The sequence below is a fragment of the Gordonia otitidis genome, assembly GCF_020735545.1.
Lineage (GTDB): Bacteria > Actinomycetota > Actinomycetes > Mycobacteriales > Mycobacteriaceae > Gordonia > Gordonia otitidis.
The window spans coordinates 203,188-225,490 of the sequence record NZ_CP085974.1; the positions used below are offsets into that span (position 1 = coordinate 203,188).

The 22,303-nt window shown below is 64.5% G+C and carries 17 protein-coding genes and 2 rRNA genes; 8 read left to right on the plus strand and 11 right to left on the minus strand.

The genetic code is table 11. The annotated features are described in order from the left end of the window. Position 1: 1 nt before the first annotated feature. The 5 genes from trxA to LK459_RS00930 form a co-directional block, all read right to left on the minus strand. Complete coding sequence (gene trxA / locus LK459_RS00910) at positions 2-907, minus strand: thioredoxin (protein WP_227924023.1); 906 nt, start codon at positions 905-907, stop codon at positions 2-4. A 102-nt stretch (positions 908-1,009) separates the two neighbouring features. Then, positions 1,010-2,182 carry an MFS transporter gene (locus tag LK459_RS00915; RefSeq protein ID WP_227921227.1) on the minus strand — a complete coding sequence of 391 codons (1,173 nt, stop codon included), beginning with the start codon at positions 2,180-2,182 and terminating at the stop codon, positions 1,010-1,012. A 49-nt stretch (positions 2,183-2,231) separates the two neighbouring features. Then, on the minus strand, positions 2,232-2,537 hold the full coding sequence (locus LK459_RS00920) for a thiamine-binding protein (protein ID WP_227921229.1): 306 nt from the start codon (positions 2,535-2,537) through the stop codon (positions 2,232-2,234). 46 nt (positions 2,538-2,583) lie between these two features. Further along, complete coding sequence (locus tag LK459_RS00925) at positions 2,584-2,949, minus strand: DUF3817 domain-containing protein (RefSeq protein ID WP_007238691.1); 366 nt, start codon at positions 2,947-2,949, stop codon at positions 2,584-2,586. A gap of 72 nt (positions 2,950-3,021) precedes the next feature. Continuing rightward, a complete protein-coding gene (locus tag LK459_RS00930; protein WP_227921231.1) occupies positions 3,022-4,227 on the minus strand; it encodes an acetyl-CoA C-acetyltransferase in 1,206 nt (401 codons plus the stop codon). Between the two features lie 80 nt (positions 4,228-4,307). Between LK459_RS00930 and mce the strand changes: the two genes are divergently transcribed. After that, complete coding sequence (gene mce / locus LK459_RS00935) at positions 4,308-4,808, plus strand: methylmalonyl-CoA epimerase (RefSeq protein WP_227921233.1); 501 nt, start codon at positions 4,308-4,310, stop codon at positions 4,806-4,808. A gap of 64 nt (positions 4,809-4,872) precedes the next feature. After that, positions 4,873-5,913 (plus strand): coiled-coil domain-containing protein, encoded by a 1,041-nt coding sequence (locus LK459_RS00940; RefSeq protein ID WP_227921234.1) that lies wholly within the window; start codon positions 4,873-4,875, stop codon positions 5,911-5,913. Positions 5,914-5,935: 22 nt separating this feature from the next. On the opposite strand, the gene nucS is transcribed toward LK459_RS00940, so the two are convergent. The 3 genes from nucS to LK459_RS00955 form a co-directional block, all read right to left on the minus strand. Continuing rightward, positions 5,936-6,634: an endonuclease NucS gene (gene nucS, locus LK459_RS00945; RefSeq protein WP_039993959.1), complete on the minus strand. Its 699-nt coding sequence runs from the start codon at positions 6,632-6,634 to the stop codon at positions 5,936-5,938. 98 nt (positions 6,635-6,732) lie between these two features. Further along, positions 6,733-8,169 (minus strand): glutaminase A, encoded by a 1,437-nt coding sequence (gene glsA, locus LK459_RS00950; RefSeq protein ID WP_227921236.1) that lies wholly within the window; start codon positions 8,167-8,169, stop codon positions 6,733-6,735. Between the two features lie 65 nt (positions 8,170-8,234). Continuing rightward, positions 8,235-9,494, minus strand: a complete 1,260-nt coding sequence (locus LK459_RS00955; RefSeq protein ID WP_227921238.1) for a helix-turn-helix domain-containing protein — start codon at positions 9,492-9,494, stop codon at positions 8,235-8,237. Between the two features lie 175 nt (positions 9,495-9,669). On the opposite strand from LK459_RS00955, the gene LK459_RS00960 reads away from it, so the two are divergent. The 3 genes from LK459_RS00960 (at position 9,670) to LK459_RS00970 (ending at position 14,216) form a co-directional block, all read left to right on the plus strand. Then, positions 9,670-11,523, plus strand: a complete 1,854-nt coding sequence (locus tag LK459_RS00960; protein ID WP_227921240.1) for an NAD(P)/FAD-dependent oxidoreductase — start codon at positions 9,670-9,672, stop codon at positions 11,521-11,523. Positions 11,524-11,690: 167 nt separating this feature from the next. Beyond that, entirely contained in the window at positions 11,691-12,545 is an 855-nt protein-coding gene (locus LK459_RS00965; RefSeq protein ID WP_227921241.1) for a universal stress protein, read from the plus strand. A 42-nt stretch (positions 12,546-12,587) separates the two neighbouring features. Beyond that, positions 12,588-14,216 (plus strand): APC family permease, encoded by a 1,629-nt coding sequence (locus LK459_RS00970; RefSeq protein WP_083835900.1) that lies wholly within the window; start codon positions 12,588-12,590, stop codon positions 14,214-14,216. Between the two features lie 15 nt (positions 14,217-14,231). Here the strand turns inward: LK459_RS00970 and LK459_RS00975 are convergent, their stop codons facing one another. Then, positions 14,232-14,927: a GntR family transcriptional regulator gene (locus LK459_RS00975; RefSeq protein WP_227921243.1), complete on the minus strand. Its 696-nt coding sequence runs from the start codon at positions 14,925-14,927 to the stop codon at positions 14,232-14,234. A gap of 156 nt (positions 14,928-15,083) precedes the next feature. Between LK459_RS00975 and LK459_RS00980 the strand changes: the two genes are divergently transcribed. From LK459_RS00980 to LK459_RS00990, 3 genes are all read left to right on the plus strand, one after another. After that, a complete protein-coding gene (locus tag LK459_RS00980) occupies positions 15,084-15,938 on the plus strand; it encodes a fumarylacetoacetate hydrolase family protein (RefSeq protein ID WP_227921245.1) in 855 nt (284 codons plus the stop codon). Positions 15,939-15,944: 6 nt separating this feature from the next. Beyond that, on the plus strand, positions 15,945-16,865 hold the full coding sequence (locus LK459_RS00985) for a VOC family protein (RefSeq protein WP_227921246.1): 921 nt from the start codon (positions 15,945-15,947) through the stop codon (positions 16,863-16,865). Positions 16,866-16,974: 109 nt separating this feature from the next. Beyond that, positions 16,975-18,816 (plus strand): FAD-dependent monooxygenase, encoded by a 1,842-nt coding sequence (locus LK459_RS00990; RefSeq protein WP_227921248.1) that lies wholly within the window; start codon positions 16,975-16,977, stop codon positions 18,814-18,816. Positions 18,817-18,894: 78 nt separating this feature from the next. On the opposite strand, the gene rrf is transcribed toward LK459_RS00990, so the two are convergent. Together rrf and LK459_RS01000 are read right to left on the minus strand one after the other, a co-directional pair. Next, positions 18,895-19,011, minus strand: a 5S ribosomal RNA gene (gene rrf / locus LK459_RS00995). Positions 19,012-19,120: 109 nt separating this feature from the next. Continuing rightward, a 23S ribosomal RNA gene (locus LK459_RS01000) occupies positions 19,121-22,253 on the minus strand. Positions 22,254-22,303: the final 50 nt, after the last annotated feature.

The following is a 22,303-nucleotide window of genomic DNA, read 5'->3' on the forward strand; positions in this document are numbered from 1 at the left end:
GTCAGAACAGCGCGGCGGCGAGCTTGCGACGCGCAGCCACCACGAAGGGCTCAGCGGGGTCGAACAACTCGAACAGCTCGAGCAGCCGGGTCCGTGCGCGCGTGCGGTCGTCGCCCGAGGTCACCTTCACCAGCGCGATGATCCGATCGAAAGCTCCCTCGGGATCCTGGCCGAGCAACAGCACGTCGGCGGCGGCGAGCTGGGCGTCGACGTCGCCGGGTGCGGCGTTCTGGACGATCGAGGGGTCGTGGGCCTGCGCGCGCAGCATGAACTCCAGGTTGCGCACGAGTGATGACGCCTCGACGTTGTCGGGTTCGGCCTCGGCGATGGCCCGGTAATCGGCGAGCGCACCGTCGAAATCGCCCGCGTTCATCTTGTCCTCCGCAGCCACCATGCGGGGATCGTCGACGCTCTCGGGCTCTACGTCGGCCTCGGGCGCGCCGGCCAGCGCCCCTCCCACCTGCGCCAGGATCTGGTCGATCCAGTCGGAGATCTCGGCTTCCGAACGCACGCCGTTGAAGGCGGCGACGGGTTGTCCTGCAGCGAGTGCGACAACTGTGGGAATCGACTGGACCCCGAAGGCCTGCGCGATCTGAGGATTGGAGTCGACGTCGATCTTGGCGAGCACCCAGGTGCCACCAGACGCGTTGGCCAACTTCTCCAGCACCGGAGACAGCTGTTTACACGGGCCGCACCACTCTGCCCAGAGGTCTACGAGGACGAGCTGCCGCGTCGACCGCGACAGCACCTCGGTCTCGAAGGTCGCGTCGGTCACGTCGATGACGCTGCCGCCCGCGGACCCACCGCCCCCGGGTGCCTGCTGTTGGGCCTTCACCGGCTGATGCGCTTGTGCGCGTTGCGCATCGGCGCGTTCCTTGAGTGCCGAGAGGTCGACCGCACCGGACATGGCGACGGTCGCTGCGGCTTGCTGTCGTGCGGCGGCCGCAGCCTGCGCGCGTGCGGCGTTGCCCTGGGGTCTCGGGGTCGGTCGTGTCACCCTTCCAGTGTGTCATGTGACGCGAGGCCGCACGACAGGCGCGGCAACGAGAGCGAAGGCGAGCGCACCGATCACCGGGATGAGCCCGGTCGAGACCCCGGAGTGTCCGGCGATGAAGCCGACGATCGCAGGTCCCGACAGCATCCCGAGGTAACCGCAGCCGACGACTGTCGAAATGGCACGACCACTCGACGACGTGGTGAGGTTGCCCGCCGCGGTGAAGATCTGTGGGATGAGACCGGCCAGCCCCACGCCGAAGATCGTCCAGCCGATGATGGCGGTGACGGGTTCGGGGGCGAGAATCGCCGCGCTGATGCCGACGATCCCGAGCAACGCACCCATGCGCACAACCCATACCGGGCCGAGGCGGGCCGCGATCGGGTCGATAGCGAAGCGAGCAACCGTCATCGCGGCGCTGAACGCGCCGAAGGCGATGGCACCTACCGCGTCGCGGGTGTCGAAGCCCTCGACGACCTGCAGGGCACTCCAGTCGTATGCCGTGCCCTCGGCCAACATGAGTGCGAATGCCACTGCGGCGAGGATCGCGAGTCGACGCAGATCCAGCCCGTGCCACCAGCGGGCTCGCGGGGTGCCCCTCTTCTCGGCGTCCTGCTGCATTTCCGCGGATGCGGACCCCTCCAACTCGCTGATGCCCGCGCCGTCGGAGGCCACCAGCGAACGCCCGCACACCACGACCAGGGCCAGGCCGAGCAGCGACGAGATCCCGACGGTTACCACGACGCCGACTCGTGCCCACAGGGTCACGGCGACGATCAGCGACCCGGCCAGGCCGCCGAGCGAGAAGAACCCGTGAAACGACGACATGATGGGCCTGCGGTATGCGCGCTCCACCGCGACCGCCTGAGCGTTCATTGACACGTCAAGGCTGCCGTTGACGAAGCCGAACACCGCGAGAGCCGCGGCGAGTTGACCGGTGTTCGCCGCGAGCGCGGGTCCGAGCATCACCGGGCACAGCAGCGTCGCAGCAACCAGCGTCGTGGTGCGCGAACCGAATCTGTCGAGCGCGTGACCGCTGACCTGCATACCGACGAACGCCGCGCCGCCCAGCAGAAGCAACAGCGCACCGAGTTGTTCGTGCGACGTCCCGGTGCGCGAAGCGATCACCGGGATGTGTGCAACCCACAGTGCCGCAAGGAATCCGTTGAGAAAGAAGATCGCGGACACGGCGCCCCGCGCGCTCTGGAGCGACGACCTGCCCGCGCGGCGCACGGGTTCAGGACAGATGCCGCATCACCCGGTCGACCTTGCCCGTGAGTTCGTCGGTGTGGCCCGGCCTGATGTCGGCTTTGATGACCAGCCCGACACGCGGTGCAAGTTCACCCACCGCATCTGTGGCGCGCTTGATGACGTCCATGACCTCGTCCCACTCACCCTCGACGTAGGTGAACATCGCGGCGGTCTGATGCGGAAGGCCCGATTCGGCGACCACGCGCACCGCCGCGGCGACAGCAACGCTCATCCCACCGTCGTCGTCGACGGCGGTTCCGCCCGACGGGCTGAGACTGAAAGCTGCGATCATGATCTCTCCCTGTGTCGGCGCGGCGTGAACGTCTCGGTTCGGTGGCTCAGGCCGCGTACTGGGGTTCGGGGTCGGTCTCGGTGGCGGACAGTTCTGCCAGGTGTCCGTTGCGGCGCGCCCACCACTCGAAGACGAGCGTGCCAAACGGAGGGAGGGACGAGAGCAGTGCCAGCGCGGTGACCGACAGGCTCCACCGCAACGACACGGCGGTCACGACGGAGATCAGCACGAAGGCGATGAACACAATGCCGTGCACCATGCCGGGAACCGCGACGGCTTCGGTGTATCCGAGCACCCACTTGAAGAACATCGCGACGAGGAGAGCGGCCCAGGTGATGGCCTCGAGGACGGCGACGAACCGGAAGCGCTTGGCAGGGGTGGACAGATCGAGGAATTGCTTCATGACGACCATTGTGCCTGACCCGGACGGCAACTACGACAGCGTGTAGTAGCCGTCCGGTATCGACGCACTCCTCGAGTGGTGTCAGGCCTTGGGCACGCGGATGATCAGGGCGTCGCCCTGGCCGCCCGCGCCACACAGCGCAGCCGCGCCGACACCGCCGCCGCGACGCTGCAACTCCAGCGCGAGGTGCAGTGCGATACGAGCACCCGAGGTGCCGATGGGGTGTCCGATCGCGATCGCACCACCGTTGACGTTGACGATGCCGGGGTTCATGCCCAGAGCCCTGGTCGACGCGAGGCCGACCGCGGCAAAGGCTTCGTTGATCTCGACCAGATCGAGATCGGTCGGCGCGATTCCGGCTCGCGCACACGCCTTCTCGATGGCGTTGGCCGGCTGCAACTGGAGCGAGGAGTCCGGTCCTGCGACCACACCGTGCGGGCCGATCTCGGCGAGCGGCGTCAGTCCGAGTTCGGCGGCCTTCGCCTTGCTCATCACGACGACTGCTGCACCACCGTCGGAGATCTGCGACGAGTTGCCTGCCGTGATGGTGCCGTCCTTGCGGAACGCGGGGCGCAGCCGCGAGAGCGTCTCGACGGTGGTGTCGGCCCGGATGCCCTCGTCCTCGGCGAATTCGATCGGGTCGCCCTTGCGCTGCGGGATGCTCACCGGAACGACCTCGTCGGCGAAGAGTCCGTTCTTCCATGCCGTCGCCGCGAGCCGGTGGCTCCTGGCTGCGAACTCGTCCTGCTCGGCACGCGAGAAGCCGTTGGTGTCATTGCCTTCTTCGGTCAGCGCGCCCATCGGCTGGTCGGTGAACGCGTCGTAGAGACCGTCGAATGCGGTGTGGTCGACGAGTTCGGTGTTGCCGTACTTGAAGCCACTACGGCTGCCGGGGAGCAGGTGCGGCGCCTGGGTCATCGACTCCTGACCGCCGGCGACGACGCACTCGAATTCGCCTGCGCGGATGAGCTGGTCGGCCAACGCGATCGAGTCGATGCCCGACAGGCACATCTTGTTGATGGTGAGCGCGGGAACATCCCAGCCGATACCGGCCTTCACCGACGTCTGACGTGCGGGCATCTGCCCGGCGCCCGCGGTCAGCACCTGTCCCATGATCACGTAGTCGACGGCGGATGCGGGGACACCGCCGCGTTCGAGCGCGGCCTTGATGGCGATCGCACCGAGGTCGACTCCGCTGAATCCCGTGAGTGAACCGAGGAGCCGGCCGAACGGCGTGCGTGCGCCGGCGACGATGACCGACGTCGCCTGATCTGTTGCCGGGGACATGAAGACCTCCAAGTGCTGGGACAGCGACCAACCGAGCGGTCGCTCTGTTCGAATGACCTCTTAAACGTTACCTTTATCGCATGACGACCTCATCATCCGTGCCCCCCGTCGAATCCGCAGGTGCCGCTTCGCTCATCTCCGACCTCGTGGTGGCGATCGACCACGTGGGCATCGCGGTCGCCGACCTCGAGGCGGCCAAGAAGTGGTACGCCGAGCACCTCGGGTTCGTCACGCTCCACCAGGAGACCAACGACGAGCAGGGCGTCCACGAGGCCATGGTCGGGCCCGCGAACGCCGGCAGCGGCGCGGTCGTTCAACTGCTGGCCCCGGCGTCCGAGTCGTCGACGATCGCCAAGTTCCTCGACCGCAACGGGCCCGGTCTGCAACAACTGGCCGTTCGGGTCACCGACGTCGACGAGGTGATGACACGCCTCACGAGCGCCGGGGTACGAGTCCTGTACCCGGAGCCGCGACGCGGAACAGCCGATTCACGGATCAATTTCGTGCACCCCAAAGACGCAGGCGGCGTGCTGCTCGAACTGGTCGAACCCGCTGCAGAGCACGCTGCTGACGACCACTGATCTCCTCGGCGATCGACTGATCTGCTCGGGCACTCGACCGGGTGCACCACTAGACTGTCGAACCATGTCGAGCCAGGCTCCGAGGCAGCATCTCCCGTTCTCCGTCGTCATGCGCGGATACGATCGCGAGCAGGTCGCCGAACGATTCCGACGCGTCGACGCCGACATGCGTGTGCTGGCCGCCGACCGCGACGCCGCGACCGCCAACGCCAACGAACTCGCCGCCCATCTGCACGAGGCACGCGCGACCATCGACGAACTCCGCCGCGAGGTCGACACCCTGTCGGTGCCACCCACCACAGCCCAGGGAATGAGCGAGCGGCTGAGCCGCATGCTCCAACTCGCATCCGACGAGGCCTCGGAGATGCGAGCAGAGGCCAGTGCCGAAGCCGCCGAGACGGTCTCGGTGGCGCGCCAGGAGGCCGCCGAACTGGCCAGGAACTCGCGCGAGAAGGCCGACCGGACCGTGTCGGAGGCGCAGGCACGGGCCGAGTCGATCGTCGCGGACGCGGAGAAGAAGGCGTCGGGCATCGTCGCCGATGCCGAACAGCACGCGGCCGACCTACGCGCCGATGCGGAGGCGATCCACAGCAAGGCCAAGGCCGATGCCGCCGAATCCGACCGACTGTGTACCGAACGGGCGGCAGCGATGGAGGCGGAACACACGGCGACGATGACCGCGGCGCGCACGCAGGCGTCACAGCTGCTCGCCAAGGCGCGTGCTGACGCGGACGAGTTGGCTCGGCAGAGCAAACAGACGCGCACCGAGGAGCGTCAGCGGCACGACCAGCAACTCGCCGAAGAACGACGGCAGGCACTCGCGGAGGCCAAGCAGATCCGTGACACCGCCCGCGACATCGCAGTCGAACGCCTCGCGGGCTCACGCGCACTGTCGGCCAAGGCCGACGACGCACGCACCCGGGTACTCGACGAGTTCGAGGAGGTCCGCAAGAAGCTCACCGAGATCCAGAGGGAGTTCGGCACCTTCCCCGACACCCTCCGTCCCGCGGAGGACGTCGACTACACCTCGTTGTCCGACACGGACGACTCGGAACTTCTCAACCGTGCTCTCTCCGAGCGGGCGCGGTTCAGTACCGGCGAGTGATCCGACGCCGCGGTCTGCGACCTCAGAACAGCCGGAACTCGGTACTCTCCGCGCCTCGTAGCGCATCGTAATCCAGTACGACGCAGCGGATTCCGCGGTCGGTGGCCAAGGTGCGCGCCTGCGGCTTGATCTGTTGGGCGGCGAAGACCCCGCTGACCGGTGCCAGCAGAGGGTCACGATTGAGCAGTTCGAGGTAGCGAGTCAGTTGCTCGACGCCGTCGATCTCACCGCGACGCTTGATCTCGACGGCGACGGTGGCCCCGTCGGCGTCACGGCAGAGGATGTCGACGGGCCCGATGGCGGTCATGTACTCGCGTCGGATCAGTGAGTACCCCGACCCGAGGGTCTCGACGTGCTCGGCGAGCAGTTCCTGCAGGTGGGCCTCGACGCCGTCCTTCACCAGACCGGGATCGACGCCGAGTTCGTGCGAGGAATCGTGTTCGATCGACGCCAGCGTGATCCGCAGCTCCTCCCCCGTCTTGTTGGTGACCACCCAATACGCCTCGACGGACTCGTGCGCGGCGGCGATCTCGTCGGGCACCTGCGTCTCGGTCAACCAGCACGGTGGACTCATCCAGTTGAGCGGCTTGTAGGCGCGATCGTCTGCATGCACGCTCACCGATCCGTCCGATTTGATCAGCAGCAGCCGCCTGGCCATCGGCAGATGGGCCGTCAGTCGGCCGACGTAGTCCACTTGGCATTCCGCGATCACCAGACGCACACCGGGCAGCTTAGCGGCCGCACGCCGCGACCGACACAACCCCTGACGCGTGGCGAGCCACGTCCGGTGGAACCACGGGTTCACTCACGCCGAAGGCGTCAGGCGTTGCGATACCGCTTGAGCAGGAAGTGCTCTGCGTCGTCGACGGCGTCGACCATCGACGGGTGCACATGCGGAAGCGTCGGGTCGAGCCCCTGCAGTTGCTCGGGCACGGCCAGGTTGTGTACGACCGTGTCGGAGCGATGGCGCTCGACGCTGGCGCGCACCTCACCGTCGGGGTCGACGAGCACGACGCGCTTGCCGCTCTCGTCGGCGGTGCGCTTGACCGCCAACATCATGGTGCGCGCCACCGGGTCGATCACGCCGACGCGCGAGATCTCGATGATCACCACGTCGACGCGTTCGATGTCGTCCTCGACCCGACGTAGCGCGCTCTCGGCGCTACCGAAGGACAGGTCGCCCTGCAATTCGTACACCCGCACGCGATCCCGGCAGGTCCGCAGGAAGCTTCGCTCCTCCTCGGTCCAGTCGTCACCCACCGGGTAGTCGGCGATGTCGTAGGTCGCCCTGATAGTGACGCGGCTCTCGCGGGTGACATTGAACATGTGCAGACCCAGATCTGTGGACAGGTGCTCGCAGGTGTCCACGCCGCGCACGCTGTTGCCATGGGCGTCGAGACGTGGCGAATAGACCCCGATGCCCAGTTGGCCGGGCAGTACCGCCAGAATGCCGCCTCCCACACCACTTTTGGCGGGCATCCCGACCTCGGTGACCCAGTCGCCCGCGGCGTCGTACATACCGCATGTGGTCATCACGCTCAACAGACGTTGTGCGACCTCCTGACTGAACACCTGCCTGCCGGTGCGCGGATTCGCTCCTCCGCAGGCGATCGTGGTGCCCATCACCGCGAGGTCGTCCGTGGTCACCTCGATCGCGCACTGGCGGAAATAGAGCGCGATCGCGGCGTCCGGGTGGGTGTCGAGCGCTCCGAAACTGTCGAGCATGTACGCGATCGCGCGATTGCGCGATCCCGTCGCGGCCTCCGATTCGAAGACCGTCTCGTTGAGCGTCAACTGGCGTCCCGCACATGCCGAGTAGAACGCGAGGATGTCATCGAACACCTTCTCCACGACCTCGGGTCCGACGTCGCGGACCGGGGGGAGCAACAGCGACGAGGCGACGATGGCGCCCGCGTTGATCATGGGGTTCTTGGGCCGACGCCGTGCGTCGACACTGATCTGGTTGAACGCCTCGCCCGACGGTTCGACGCCGATCTTCGCATCGACCTCGACCGGTCCCAGCCGACTGAGCACCATGGCGTAGGTCAGCGGCTTGGACACCGACTGGATGGTGAACGCGGTGTCCGCATCACCGAGTGAGTAGAGGTAGCCGTCATGCATGGCCACCGACAACCCGTAACCCTCGGGATCGACGGCCGCGAGCTCGGGGATGTAGTCGGCCACCTCCCCCGCTCGATCGTCGACACAATCGGCCATGATCTTGCGCAGGTAGCCGTCCACATGCGAAACCGTCACGCCCTGACCGTAACCCGCCGACGATCACCGGTCGAATGACCCATCAGGTGGGCGCACGATGCTCGTCAGACCTCGCGCGTCTCGGACCCCCGCTGCCCTCCCCGGGCATTCCTCACGTCGACCCCTGCTGCGAAACGGTACGGATTCGCGGCCAGCAAACCGCCGAGACTCTTTCGCAGACGCGACATCTCGGCACGGACGGTCACCGTGCGGTCGTCGGCACCGAACAGTTCCTCCGACATGGCGGCCGCACTCAACCCGTTCGGATGGTCGGCAAGTAGTGCGAGGATCTCTGCGTGACGAGGCGACGGACGATACGTCCAGGAGCCCTCCGTGCCCGAGACGCGCACCATCGGAGCGTGGCGGTCGTCGAGATCGAGTTCGACGACCGTTGCCCGTGCGGGCCCCTGGTCGTCGCTGACACGCACGAGCCATCCACCGGGCAGTGGCTCGAACTCGCACGCCCCGACGGCATGCAACCACGCGCGTCCCGGCTCCGGACGTCGCGGGAGGATCAGCCGCGAACACGGCGCCACCGAGTCCACGGCCGCGACCCAGCCGTCGGCGTCGACGGCGAGCGCTGGGCCTGACGAGCGCGCGAGGATCGGTGCCGCGACCGCGCGCAGTTCGTCGAGGCGGCGTCGATGATGTTCGCGTAGTTGAGATTCGGCGAGTTTGGCGACCGCACTCACCAGCGCCAGCGTCGTCGGGTGGATCGTCGAGGCGGGTCCGCTGACGTCGACGACGCCGAGCAGCGAGCCTGACCGTGGATCGCGGATCGGCGCACCCGCACACGTCCACGTGTGGTGGGTGCGGACGAAATGCTCGGCGGAGAAGACCTGGACGGGTCCCCCGGACATCAGTGCGGTGCCGATGGCGTTGGTCCCGACGGAGCGTTCTCCCCAATCGGCGCCCTCGACGAATCCGAGGCGATCGGCGCGGTGGAGGACCCGCGTCTGCCCTCCACGCCACAGGATGCGACCCGACGCGTCGGCGATCACGAGAATGTTGTCGCCGTCGGCGATCATCGCGTCGAGGCCGCCGGTGAGATCGTCCAGCACGAGCGCCAGTGGCGACTCGCTGCGACGCGCCTCGAGCTCGGCGGCGTCGATGAGGTGTTCGGGCGATCCGTGATCCGGATCGACCCCGGCGTCGAGGACTCGTCCCCACGACTGGCCGATCACGTCGCGTGGACGCGCCGGCGGACGGTTACCCGACATCGCGGCGTCGTAGACAGCGGCGAGGACCGCGGCGTAGTGCCGCGGGTCGTCGCCTGCGCCGACCGCCGGCTCACCGTATCGGGAGGGTGCTGTAGCTGACATCACCAGTGATTGTGCTCTCGATCACACCTCTGTCGCAAAGGGGTTGGGCATCGCAACCCGCTGCAACCCTTGCACGCCGCACTCCACGGCGAGTGTGCTGTGGCTCACACGGTGCGGTCACCGACACCAGCACCCCGAACCAGATGACAACGAACGACACCCACCACGAGGAGCAGCGATGACCCAGACGCTCGAACCGACGACCGGTCACGACCAGTCGAACCCACGCACACCGACCGAGCGCGTCGAGAGGTGGCTCGCCGACTTCGAGTCGGCGCTGAGGGCGCGGGACATCGCGGCGGTGACAGGGATGTTCGCAACGGATTGTTTCTGGCGTGACCTCGTGGCGTTCACCTGGAACCTGAAGACCGTCGAGGGTCGCGACCAGCTCGCGGACATGCTCACGGCGCGACTCGACGACACCGACCCCGGATCGTTCGCGTCGACGGAGACACCGACCGAGGACGACGGTGTTGTGACCACTTTCCTGTCCTTCGAGACAGCCACCGGTCGCGGTGACGGCGTTCTGCGATTGCGGCCTGCGGCCGACGGCAGCGATCGCGATGAGGCCTGGACGTTGCTGACCACACTGCAGGAGCTCAAGGGACACGAGGAACCGAGTGGGGCGAGCAGGGTGCTCGGCGCGGTGCACGGTTCCGACCCCGACGCGCGGTCATGGGCCGAGCGCAGAGAGGCAGAGGAGGCCGAACTGGGCCGATCCAGCCAACCGTATGTGCTCGTGGTCGGCGGCGGCCAGGGCGGCATCGCGCTCGGTGCGCGACTGCGACAGCTCGGTGTCCCCGCGATCGTCGTCGACAGCCACGACCGGCCGGGCGACCAGTGGCGGGGACGCTACAAGACGCTGTGCCTGCACGATCCGGTCTGGTACGACCACCTTCCGTATCTCCCCTTCCCCGACAACTGGCCGGTCTTCGCACCCAAGGACAAGATCGGCGACTGGCTCGAGTTCTACACGCGCGTGATGGAGGTGCCCTACTGGTCGAAGACGACGTGCACGTCGGCGACCTACCACGAGGAAGCGGGCAGATGGACCGTCGAGGTGGTACGCGACGGTGAGCATCTCACCCTGACGCCTACTCAACTCGTCCTCGCGACGGGGATGTCGGGCAAACCCAACGTTCCCACGTTTGCCGGGCAGGACGTCTTCGCCGGTGAACAGCACCATTCGAGTCAGCACCCGGGACCCGACGGCTTCGTCGGCAAGCGCGTCGTGGTCGTCGGCGCGAACAACTCCGCCCACGACATCTGCAAGGCACTCGTGGAGAACGGAATCGACACCACGATGATCCAGCGATCGTCGACGCACATCGTGCGCTCGGAATCGCTCATGGAGATCGGCCTCGGGGCGCTCTACAGCGAGCAGGCCGTCGCGTCGGGCATGACCACCAAGAAGGCCGACCTCACATTCGCCTCACTGCCGTACCGGATCATGCACGAGTTCCAGATCCCGCTCTACGACCAGATCCGCGAGCGTGACAAGGACTTCTACGACCGGTTGGAGGCCGCAGGGTTCGACCTCGACTTCGGTGACGACGGATCCGGGCTGTTCATGAAGTACCTGCGACGCGGTTCGGGCTACTACATCGACGTCGGCGCGTGCGATCTCGTCGCCGACGGCACCATCAAGCTCGCGCACGGACAGGTCGATCACCTCACCGAGAACTCCGTGGTTCTCGCCGACGGCACCGAACTCCCCGCCGACGTCGTCGTCTATGCGACGGGATACGGCTCGATGAACGGCTGGGCAGCCGACCTGATCGGCCAGGACGTCGCCGATCGCGTGGGGAAGGTCTGGGGCCTCGGGTCGGAGACCACGAAGGATCCCGGCCCCTGGGAGGGTGAGCAGCGCAACATGTGGAAGCCCACCCAGCAGCCGGGGCTGTGGTTCCACGGCGGCAACCTGCACCAGTCCAGGCACTACTCGCTCTACCTCGCCCTGCAACTCAAGGCGCGGTTCGAGGACATGGACACCCCGGTGTACGGCCTGCAGGAGGTCCACCACCTGAGTTGACGCTGCGTCGACACCACGGTCGACGATCAACTGGCCAGTATGTCCTGCGCGATCAGCTCGCGTAGGACATTCTGGCTAGTGCGGGAGAGGATGGCCCAGCGCACAGTGTATCCACCGCCGTGAACATCGGACTCCCTCACGTGTCGACCGAAACGGAGCGCAAGCCCATGACCACCACTCGGCCCAACCTGCTGGTCGCCTATCTGGCAACACCCGGCGGCGAGGATGCGCTGGCACTCGGGGCGCAGCTGGCCCAGTCGTTCGATGCCGATCTGAAGATCTGCCTCGTCGTACCCCCGTCTTCTCCCGTCGATCAGGCCGTCGCTCCGGGAGACTTCCAGGAGATCCTGGACCGACAGGCGACGACATGGCTCGACGACGCGCTCGATACCCTGCCCGACGAGGTTCACGGTGCCGGCTACGTCGCCGAGTACGAGAACTCCGCGGAAGGACTCTCGACGGAAGCCGAGCGCCTGAACTCGTCGATGATCGTCGTGGGCGGGTCCGGCGGCGGCATCCTCGGACGCCACACTCTCGGATCGGTGGTCACCAATCTCCTCCACACGTCGACAACCCCGGTCGCCGTGACACCACGAGGTATGCGCGAGATGGTCGCCCCGGTCACGCGGATCACCTGTGCGGTGGGTCGACGCCCCGGAGTCGACGCCCTGCTTCGAGCAGCGACACAGGCATGCGCCCGCGCAGGGGTTCCACTGCGTCTGTTGTCCCTGCTTCCCGTCGACAACGGCATCTCGAACAACCACGACAAGGACTCCGACGCACACCACGCTGTCGCCGATCACCTCGACACGACGGTCGCTGCAGTGCGCGCCGATCTGCCGGACGGTCACCCGATCACGACAGCGATCGCGACCGGCAAAACCGTCGAAGACGCTGCTGCGTCGCTGGACTGGGAGCCGGGCGATCTGCTCTATGTCGGCTCGAGTCGGCTCGCTCAGCCGTTCCATCTGTTCCTCGGGTCCACTGCTGCGAAGATGCTGCGGTACTCGCGGTCCCCATGATCGTCGTCCCCCGCGGCGCCTGAACCACGGAGATCTGCAGAGATGAGCACATCGCACCAATCCCCGACCGAACCGGCCGGCGGCGATTCGTCGAATGACGCGTCATCGAGCACTCCGGCCCCGAGCAGCGGGTCGCCGGATGGTCAAGCGCCGAACGGGGATCCGTCGACCGCGGTGACCGTCGACTCCGGCAGCAAGGGGCTCGCCTCGGGGAAGGTCGGCGTCTTCTCCGGCGCGATCCTCGGGATCTCGACGGTTGCGCCCGGCTACACACTGACCGCGAGCATCGGGTTGATCGTCGCGGCGGTCGGCCTCAAGATGCCTGCCATCTTCATCGCCGGATTCATCCCGATGTTCCTCACCGCGTACGCCTACCGGGAATTGAACTCCGACACCCCCGACTGCGGAGCGTCGTTCACCTGGTCGACCAAGGCGTTCGGCCCCTACGTCGGGTGGATGTGCGGATGGGGCATGGTGGTGGCCACGATCATCGTGTTGTCGAATCTCGCGGCGATCGGCGTGCAGTTCTTCTACCTGATCATCGCCCAAATCTTCGACAAACCCTCGATCGCGGACCTCGGCACGAACAAGCTCGTGAACATCCTCACGACGTTGGCGTTGCTCGCGATCGCCACCTGGGTGTCGATGCGGGGTATCACGACCAGCGAGCGAATCCAGTACGTCCTCGTCGGGTTTCAGCTCGTCGTGCTGTTCGCTTTCGCGATCATCGCGTTCGTGAAGGTCGCTGACGGATCGGCGCCCGCCGGACTGCATTTCGACATCGATTGGTTCAACCCGTTCACGGGGCTGACCATCTCGGCGTTCGCCGTCGGACTCACCGGGTCGATCTTCGCCTTCTGGGGATGGGACACGTGCCTCACGCTCGGCGAGGAGTCCAAGGATCCCAAGCGCACCCCGGGACGCGCGGGACTGCTGTGCGTGATGTCGATTCTTTTCACGTATCTACTCGTCGCGGTCGCCGTGATGATGTACGCGGGAGTCGGCACCGACGGTGTCGGGTTGGGCAACGAGAACAACGCCGAGAACGTCTTCGGCGCCCTCGCCGACCCCATCCTGGGCCGCTGGGGTGGCGTACTGCTGTTCGCCGCGATCCTCGTCTCGTCCATCGCGAGTCTGCAGACGACGTTCCTCCCGGTTGCACGCACCATGCTCGCGATGGGCAGTTACGGGGCGTTCCCGAAGAAGGTCGCCGAGATCAGCCCACGCTTCCTGTCACCGTCGTTCGCAGCGCTCGTGGCAGGAGTCGTCACGGCAGTCTTCTACACCGTCGTGACCATCCTGTCCGAGCGCACGCTCATCGACACGATTGCAGCGCTGGGCATCATGATCTGCTGGTACTACGGCATCACCGCGTTCGCCTGCGTCTGGTATTTCCGCCGCGAGTTGTTCTCCTCCGTGCACAACTTCTTCTTCAAGTTCTTGTTCCCACTCCTGGGCGGCGCAGCACTGATCATCGTGTTCATCATCTCGGTCGGCGAGAGCATGAACCCCGACAACGGCAGTGGCGCTTCCATTTTCGGTGTCGGACTCGTCTTCTACATCGGCTTCGGACTACTCGTGCTCGGGTTGTTCGTGATGCTGTACCTGCGCGTGCGCCAGCCGGCATTCTTCAGAGGCGAGACCCTCCCGCGCTCACTGCCGAACTCCTGAGGTCGCGCCACACGGTCAGGTCGCGACGGCGCCGTCCACGGCGATGTCGCTCGCGACGAGCAACTCCGTGGTGTGCGAGATGTGCTCGCGCAGTGCGGACACGGCGCCGGGGGCGTCACGTGCGAGTGCCAGCTCCATGATTCGACGATGCTCGCCGTCGAGGTCGCGATTCTTCTCCTGCCCCAATGGTTGCGACCAGCGTCGGTAGAGCTCGGCTTCGTCACGTAGCCCGTTGGCCAGTTGCAGGAGTTTCTTGTTCGCGCATCCCTCGAGCAGCGCGCGGTGGAAAGCCGCATGCGCCCGAGCCCAGTCGTCGGTCACCCGAACGGGTTCGTCGCCGGTCAGATAGCGGGTGCCGACCATCTGGTGGTGCGCGGCGACAACCGACGACTCCCATGCGAGATCCCCGTCGCCGATCGCCCGCCCGAACACCAGCCCCTCGAGTTCGAGCCGTGCATCGGTCAGTTCGCGGAGTCGGGGTATAGAAATCTCCGTGACCGCGTATCCGACGTTGGCCTCGTTGGTCACCAGTCCTTCGAGGGAGAGCCGCGTGAGTGCTTCGCGCAGCACGCTCATACTCACGTCGCAGTCGGCGGCGAGCGCACCGAATTTCAACCGATCACCCGGCAGATACCGACCACCGAGGATGTCGCCGCGCAGTCGCTCGTAGACGAGGTCGCCTCGTGTCTGTTTCGCCTTCGATGTCGCCACGGGTCCACCTTAACCGAACATCGGCACATCAGTACCTCATCTCCATATTTTCGAAAATCTATTGCAATCACGAATACGTCGGGGTAGACCTGAGATCAGCAACTGTGATGCCGATCACCACATGGCACCGGCGCGCAGCAACACACAGGAGTGAGCATGCGTCTTGGAGTTCTCGAGAACAGGGCGGTACTGGTCGACGAAAGCCTGCACCTGGCAGTCGACGTCGCCATGGCCAGCAACGACCGATTCGGCCCCTCGGTCACCTCGATCTACAACCACTGGGACGACTTCGCCGACTGGGCGACGGGCATCGATCCCACCACCGGGAGTGTCTTCGACGCCACCCTGGAGAATCCGATCCCGGAGCCGGGGCAGGTGTTCGCGATCGGCCTCAACTACGCCGAGCACGCAGCGGAGTCCAAGTACGACGTCCCCGACTTCCCGCCGGTCTTCACCAAGTACCGGACATCGCTGGCAGGTCCGGTCGGCGTCGTCGAACTGACCGGTCCGAAGGTCGACTGGGAGGTCGAACTGGTTGCAGTGATCGGTCGGGCGGGGCATCGCGTCAGCGAAGCGAACGCCTGGGACCACGTGGCGGGGCTGACGATCGGCCAGGACATCTCCGACCGTGAGACACAGTTCAACGCGCACCCACCACAGTTCAGCCTGGGTAAGTCGTACCCGGGTTTCGCTCCGATGGGCCCGGTCGTCGTGACGCCCGACGAGTTCGACGACCGCGACGATCTCGAGCTCAGTTGCGACATCAACGGGGAGCAGATGCAGAAGGGCCGGACGTCGGAGATGATCTTCTCCGTCGCTCAACTGGTGTCGCGACTGTCCCACATCACACCGCTGCTTCCGGGCGACGTCATCTTCACCGGTACGCCCTCCGGCGTCGGGATGGGCAGAACCCCACAGCGCTTCCTCGGCGACGGCGACGTCCTCACGTCCCGGATCGCCGGCATCGGCGAGATCGCACAGCGTTTCGTCTCGCCGGCCGGAACGCGGTGAGCTGCGATGTCACTGCACAGATTGGCGTCGGTCACCGTGGGCGTTCCGAACGTCGCCGAGACACTCGCCTACTACACGGAGTTCGGCCTGACACCGACCTCGAACGGGTGGCTGTCGAGCACCGACGGCGGCGAGCAGCTTCGGATAGTCGAGGCTCCGACACGCCGCCTGCTCGAGTTGTCGGTCGGGGCTGACGATCTCGACGACATCGATCGCATCCACCACGAATTGGTTTCGAAGGGGTTCCTCGCCCAACGACATGGCGACGAGGTGACCGCGCACGAGCCGGTCGCCGATCTGCGTGCAACCGTGCGCGTACTGCCACGCCTGAACCAGACGCGCGTCGAACCGACGCCGTACAACGGGCCGGGCCGGATCGAACGACTAGGCCGCGCGCCGGGCGTGCTCCGGGACTATCCGATCACACCGCACAAACTCGGTCACGCCGTCCTGGGATCAACCGATTACGTGGAGACCTGCCGATTCTTCGTCGACGGGCTCGGCTTCAAGATCAGCGACCACATCAAGGGTCACGGGTCGTTCCTCCGATGCTCGCAGGACCACCACAACGTTCTCGTCATGAACTCGCCGGTCACCTATCTTCATCACACGTCGTGGCAGGTCGACGACATCGACGACGTCGGCCGCGGCGCAGCCGCGATGCTCGAAGGACATCCGGAACGACACGTGTGGGGGCTTGGTCGTCACCACGCCGGCTCGAACTTCTTCTGGTACCTCAAGGATCCCGCCGGCAACTTCTCCGAGTACTACTCCGACATGGATTGCATCCCCGACGATGCGCTGTGGACGCCGGAAGACCTTGAGGGCGCCCGCGGACTGTTCAACTGGGGCCCACCGCCTCCGCCGAGTTTCCTCGCCCCCGAGGATCTGGCCGCGATGATGACCGGCGCTCACTCGACACACTGATCGGACCGCGACCACCGGCCGCGTCCGCTCGACGGCTGCCCTGCAGCCCCCACCCTGTATCCGCATTCCGGCACGACGCCGGTCTTCTCGACCACGGAGGTCGACCCCGATGGAAACCGTCACCACAGATGTCCTGATCGTCGGCGCAGGTCCGGCGGGCCTGACCGCAGCCGCACTCCTCGCGAAGTACGGAGTCGCGGCCCTGACAGTGAGCAGGTACTCGGGTACCGCGAACTCGCCTCGCGCGCACATCACCAACCAGGGCGCGATGGAGGTCTTCCGCGACCTGGGCATCGAGGACCGCGTCCGCGCGGCTGCTGTACCCAACGAATTCATGGGGAACAACGTCTGGGCAACGAGTTTCGCCGGAACCGAGATCGCACGACTGAAGTCGTGGGGATCCGGAACACTACGGCACGCCGATTACCAGGTGTCGAGCCCCACCCAGATGTGCAACATCCCGCAACACATCCTCGAGCCGATTCTGTTGCAGGCCGCGCGGGAGTTCGGTGCCGAGATCCGGTTCAACACCGAGGCGGTGTCGGTGCGCGATACCGACGACCACGTCGACGTGATCGTCCGCGAACGCACCACCGGAGCCGAGTACCGGGTGCACGCCCGGTACGTCATCGGCGCCGACGGCGGTCGGTCGACTGTGGCCTCGCAGATGGAGTTCGGTCTGCGTGGCGAGAGGGGTCTCGGTGCTGCGATGAACATCTGGCTGGAGGCCGACCTCACCGATTACACCGCGCATCGCCCCGGCACGCTCTACTGGATGGCGCAGCCTGGCAACGACTACTGGGTCGGGAGCGGCACGTGGATCTGCGTGAAACCGTGGACCGAGTGGGTGCTGCTGTGCATGTACAACCCCGAAGACGGTGAACCCGATACCTCGGAGGCCGCGGTCATCGAGCGTGCACGCACCACCATCGGTGATGACTCGGTCGACATCCGCATCAAAGCGGTCAGCACGTGGCAGATCAACCACGTCATCGCCGACACCTTTGGCAAGGGACACGTGTTCCTCGCCGGAGATGCTGCTCATCGGCATCCGCCCGCGAACGGGCTGGGCACGAACACCTCGGTCCAGGACTCGTTCAACCTCGCCTGGAAACTCGCCATGGTGCTGCGCGGCCACGCCGACCCCGCACTGCTCGACACCTACACGCAAGAGCGCCAGCCCGTCGGCGAGCAGGTGGTCGACCGTGCGATGCGTAGCGTCCGCGACATGCTTCCGATCTCACAGGCCCTGGGCTTCGCACCGGGCCAATCGTCGGAAGACGGCTGGCGGATGCTCGACGAGCTGTTCTCCGGCACCGAACAGGGCGCAGCGCGGCGTCGCCAACTCGACGACGCTGTGGCGCTGCAGAACTACCAGTTCAACGCCCACGGAGTCGAACTGGGACAGCGGTACTCGTCAGCGTGCGTCATAAACGACGGAACCGACTATCCGCCCGACGATCGCGATCCCGAACTCTACTACCGGCCGACAACGCACCCGGGCGCGCGCCTGCCCCACGCCTGGGTGGAAAAGGGTCGACGCCGGGTCTCCACGATCGACGTCACCGGCCACGGCGAACTCACCCTCGTCGTCGGCGAGAACGGTGCCCGTTGGGCCGACGCGGCCCGACGGGTAGCCCGCGAGTTCGGAGTCGGTCTTCCAGTCCGCGCCATCGGAACGGGATGCGAATACCACGACGTACTGCGTGAATGGACCCAGCAACGCGAGGTCGGCGATGACGGCGCATTACTCGTCCGACCCGATCATCATGTTGCGTGGCGCAGCATGGCGATGGTCGACGATCCGGTGACAGCTCTCCGCACCGCGCTGGCCACAGTGCTGGCTAGGTCCGTCCCCGAGGGCACACGACGCGTCGAGGACCTCGACGCCCTGGACGGCCTGATTCCAGACCCTGCTCCCGTGGCGGCGGTTGTCACCGCCGGGATCTGAGCGTCTGTCAGAAATTTTGGTGGTGAATGCAGTAATGCCCCGCACCACAGAGGGTGCGGGGCATTACTGGAATGTTGTGCTCGGCGGTGTCCTACTCTCCCACACCGATTAGAGTGCAGTACCATTGGCGCTGGTGGGCTTAGCTTCCGGGTTCGGAATGGGACCGGGCGTTTCCCCACCGCTATAGCCGCCGAAACAATGTGAAACACACACAGACGCGTGTTTGTTTATTTCTTCTGTGTGTTGTTTCAGAAGTGTCATAGTGGATGCGAAACACCTTCACAAGTTTCACGTGTTGGGTGTTGTTGGTAAGTCCTCGGCCGATTAGTACCAGTCACCTGAACCTATTACTAGGCGTACAGTTCTGGCCTATCAACCCCATGGTCTGTAGGGGGCCTTAACCCTTCAAGAGGGTGAGAAACCTCATCTTGGAACAGGCTTCCCGCTTAGATGCTTTCAGCGGTTATCCCTTCCGAACGTAGCTAACCAGCAGTGCTCCTGGCGGAACAACTGGCACACCAGAGGTTCGTCCGTCCCGGTCCTCTCGTACTAGGGACAGGTTTCCTCAAGTTTCTAACGCGCGCGGCGGATAGAGACCGAACTGTCTCACGACGTTCTAAACCCAGCTCGCGTGCCGCTTTAATGGGCGAACAGCCCAACCCTTGGGACCTACTCCAGCCCCAGGATGCGACGAGCCGACATCGAGGTGCCAAACCATCCCGTCGATATGGACTCTTGGGGAAGATCAGCCTGTTATCCCCGGGGTACCTTTTATCCGTTGAGCGACACCACTTCCACACGTTGGTGCCGGATCACTAGTCCCGACTTTCGTCCCTGCTCGACATGTACGTCTCACAGTCAAGCTCCCTTGTGCACTTACACTCAACACCTGATTGCCAACCAGGCTGAGGGAACCTTTGGGCGCCTCCGTTACATTTTAGGAGGCAACCGCCCCAGTTAAACTACCCACCAGGCACTGTCCCTGAACCCGATCAGGGTCCGAGGTTAGAAGTCCAATACGATCAGAGTGGTATTTCAACAATGACTCCATGAACACTGGCGTGCCCACTTCACAGTCTCCCACCTATCCTACACAAACCGAACCGAACACCAATACCAAGCTATAGTGAAGGTCCCGGGGTCTTTTCGTCCTGCCGCGCGTAACGAGCATCTTTACTCGTACTGCAATTTCGCCGAGTCTGTGGTTGAGACAGCAGAGAAGTCGTTACGCCATTCGTGCAGGTCGGAACTTACCCGACAAGGAATTTCGCTACCTTAGGATGGTTATAGTTACCACCGCCGTTTACTGGGGCTTAAATTCTCAGCTTCGCCCCCCGAAGGGAACTAACCGGTCCTCTTAACCTTCCAGCACCGGGCAGGCGTCAGTCCGTATACATCGTCTTACGACTTCGCACGGACCTGTGTTTTTAGTAAACAGTCGCTTCTCTCTGGTCTCTGCGACCCACACCAGCTCAAACAGTAAATGTCGTCACCAGGATGGGTCCCCCTTCTCCCGAAGTTACGGGGGCATTTTGCCGAGTTCCTTAACCACAGTTCTCTCGATCGCCTTAGTATTCTCTACCTGACCACCTGTGTTGGTTTGGGGTACGGGCCGTGTACCAACTCACTAGAGGCTTTTCTCGGCAGCATAGGATCATGGACTTCACCACAACGGTTACGCATCACCTCTCACACATACAGACGACGGATTTGCCTATCGTCAGTGCTACAGGCTTACACCAGGACAACCATCGCCTGGCACCACTACCTTCCTGCGTCACCCCATCGCTTGCCTACTACCAGCCAAGGTCCTGTGCATCACCCCACCCGAGACCCGAAGGCCTTCCTGGGGGATCTGGACAGTTAGTACAACTGATTCAGCATGGGCGCGGATACACGGGTACGGGAATATCAACCCGTTGTCCATCGACTACGCCTGTCGGCCTCGCCTTAGGTCCCGACTCACCCTGGGCGGATTAGCCTGGCCCAGGAACCCTTGGTCATTCGGCGGCAGAGTTTCTCACTCTGCTTTCGCTACTCATGCCTGCATTCTCACTCCCACACCCTCCACACCTGGATCACTCCGGCGCTTCCACGGATGCAGGACGCTCCCCTACCCACCCACACACCTAGCCCACAACCCGTAGATCATGGGCGGGCTTATGTGAGTGCCGCGGCTTCGGCGGTGTACTTGAGCCCCGCTACATTGTCGGCGCAGGATCACTTGACCAGTGAGCTATTACGCACTCTTTCAAGGGTGGCTGCTTCTAAGCCAACCTCCTGGTTGTCTTCGCGACCCCACATCCTTTTCCACTTAGTACACGCTTAGGGGCCTTAGCCGGCGATCTGGGCTGTTTCCCTCTCGACTACGAACCTTATCGCCCGCAGTCTCACTGCCCTGCTCTCACTTACCGGCATTCGGAGTTTGGCTGACGTCAGTAACCTAGTAGGGCCCATCGGCCATCCAGTAGCTCTACCTCCGGTAAGAAACACAGAACGCTGCACCTAAATGCATTTCGGGGAGAACCAGCTATCACGGAGTTTGATTGGCCTTTCACCCCTACCCACAGCTCATCCCCTCCATTTTCAACTGAAGTGGGTTCGGGCCTCCACGACGTCTTACCGACGCTTCACCCTGGCCATGGGTAGATCACTCCGCTTCGGGTCTAGACCCGGCGACTCCACGCCCTATTCAGACTCGCTTTCGCTACGGCTACCCCACACGGGTTAACCTCGCCACCGAGCACTAACTCGCAGGCTCATTCTTCAAAAGGCACGCCATCACCCACCACCCACCAAAGGGTGCACAGGCTTTGACGGATTGTAAGCGTCCGGTTTCAGGTACTATTTCACTCCCCTCCCGGGGTACTTTTCACCTTTCCCTCACGGTACTAGTCCGCTATCGGTCACCAGGAAGTATTCAGGCTTACCGGGTGGTCCCGGCAGATTCACAGCAGATTCCACGAGCCCGCTGCTACTTGGGCACCCATCACGCAAGACCACACATTTTCAGCTACCGGACTCTCACCGTCTACGGCAGACCATTCCAGGCCACTTCACCTAACATGCAGCTTTATCACTCACGCCCCGACAGGTAGATCGGAGAAGATGAACCCCACAACACCACACACACAACCCCTACCCGGTATCACATGCGCATGGTTTAGCCTCCTCCGCTTTCGCTCGCCACTACTCACGGAATCACAATTGTTTTCTCTTCCTATGGGTACTGAGATGTTTCACTTCCCCACGTTCCCCCCACACAGCCTATACATTCAGCTGGTGGTAACACGACATCACTCGTGCTGGGTTTCCCCATTCGGACACCCTCGGATCACAGCTCGTTTGACAACTCCCCGAGGACTATCGCGGCCTACCACGTCCTTCATCGGCTCCTGGTACCAAGGCATCCACCGAACGCCCTAAAACACTTACAACAACACCTACAAACACACCCCACACACAACCGCACAAAAGCACGACCACA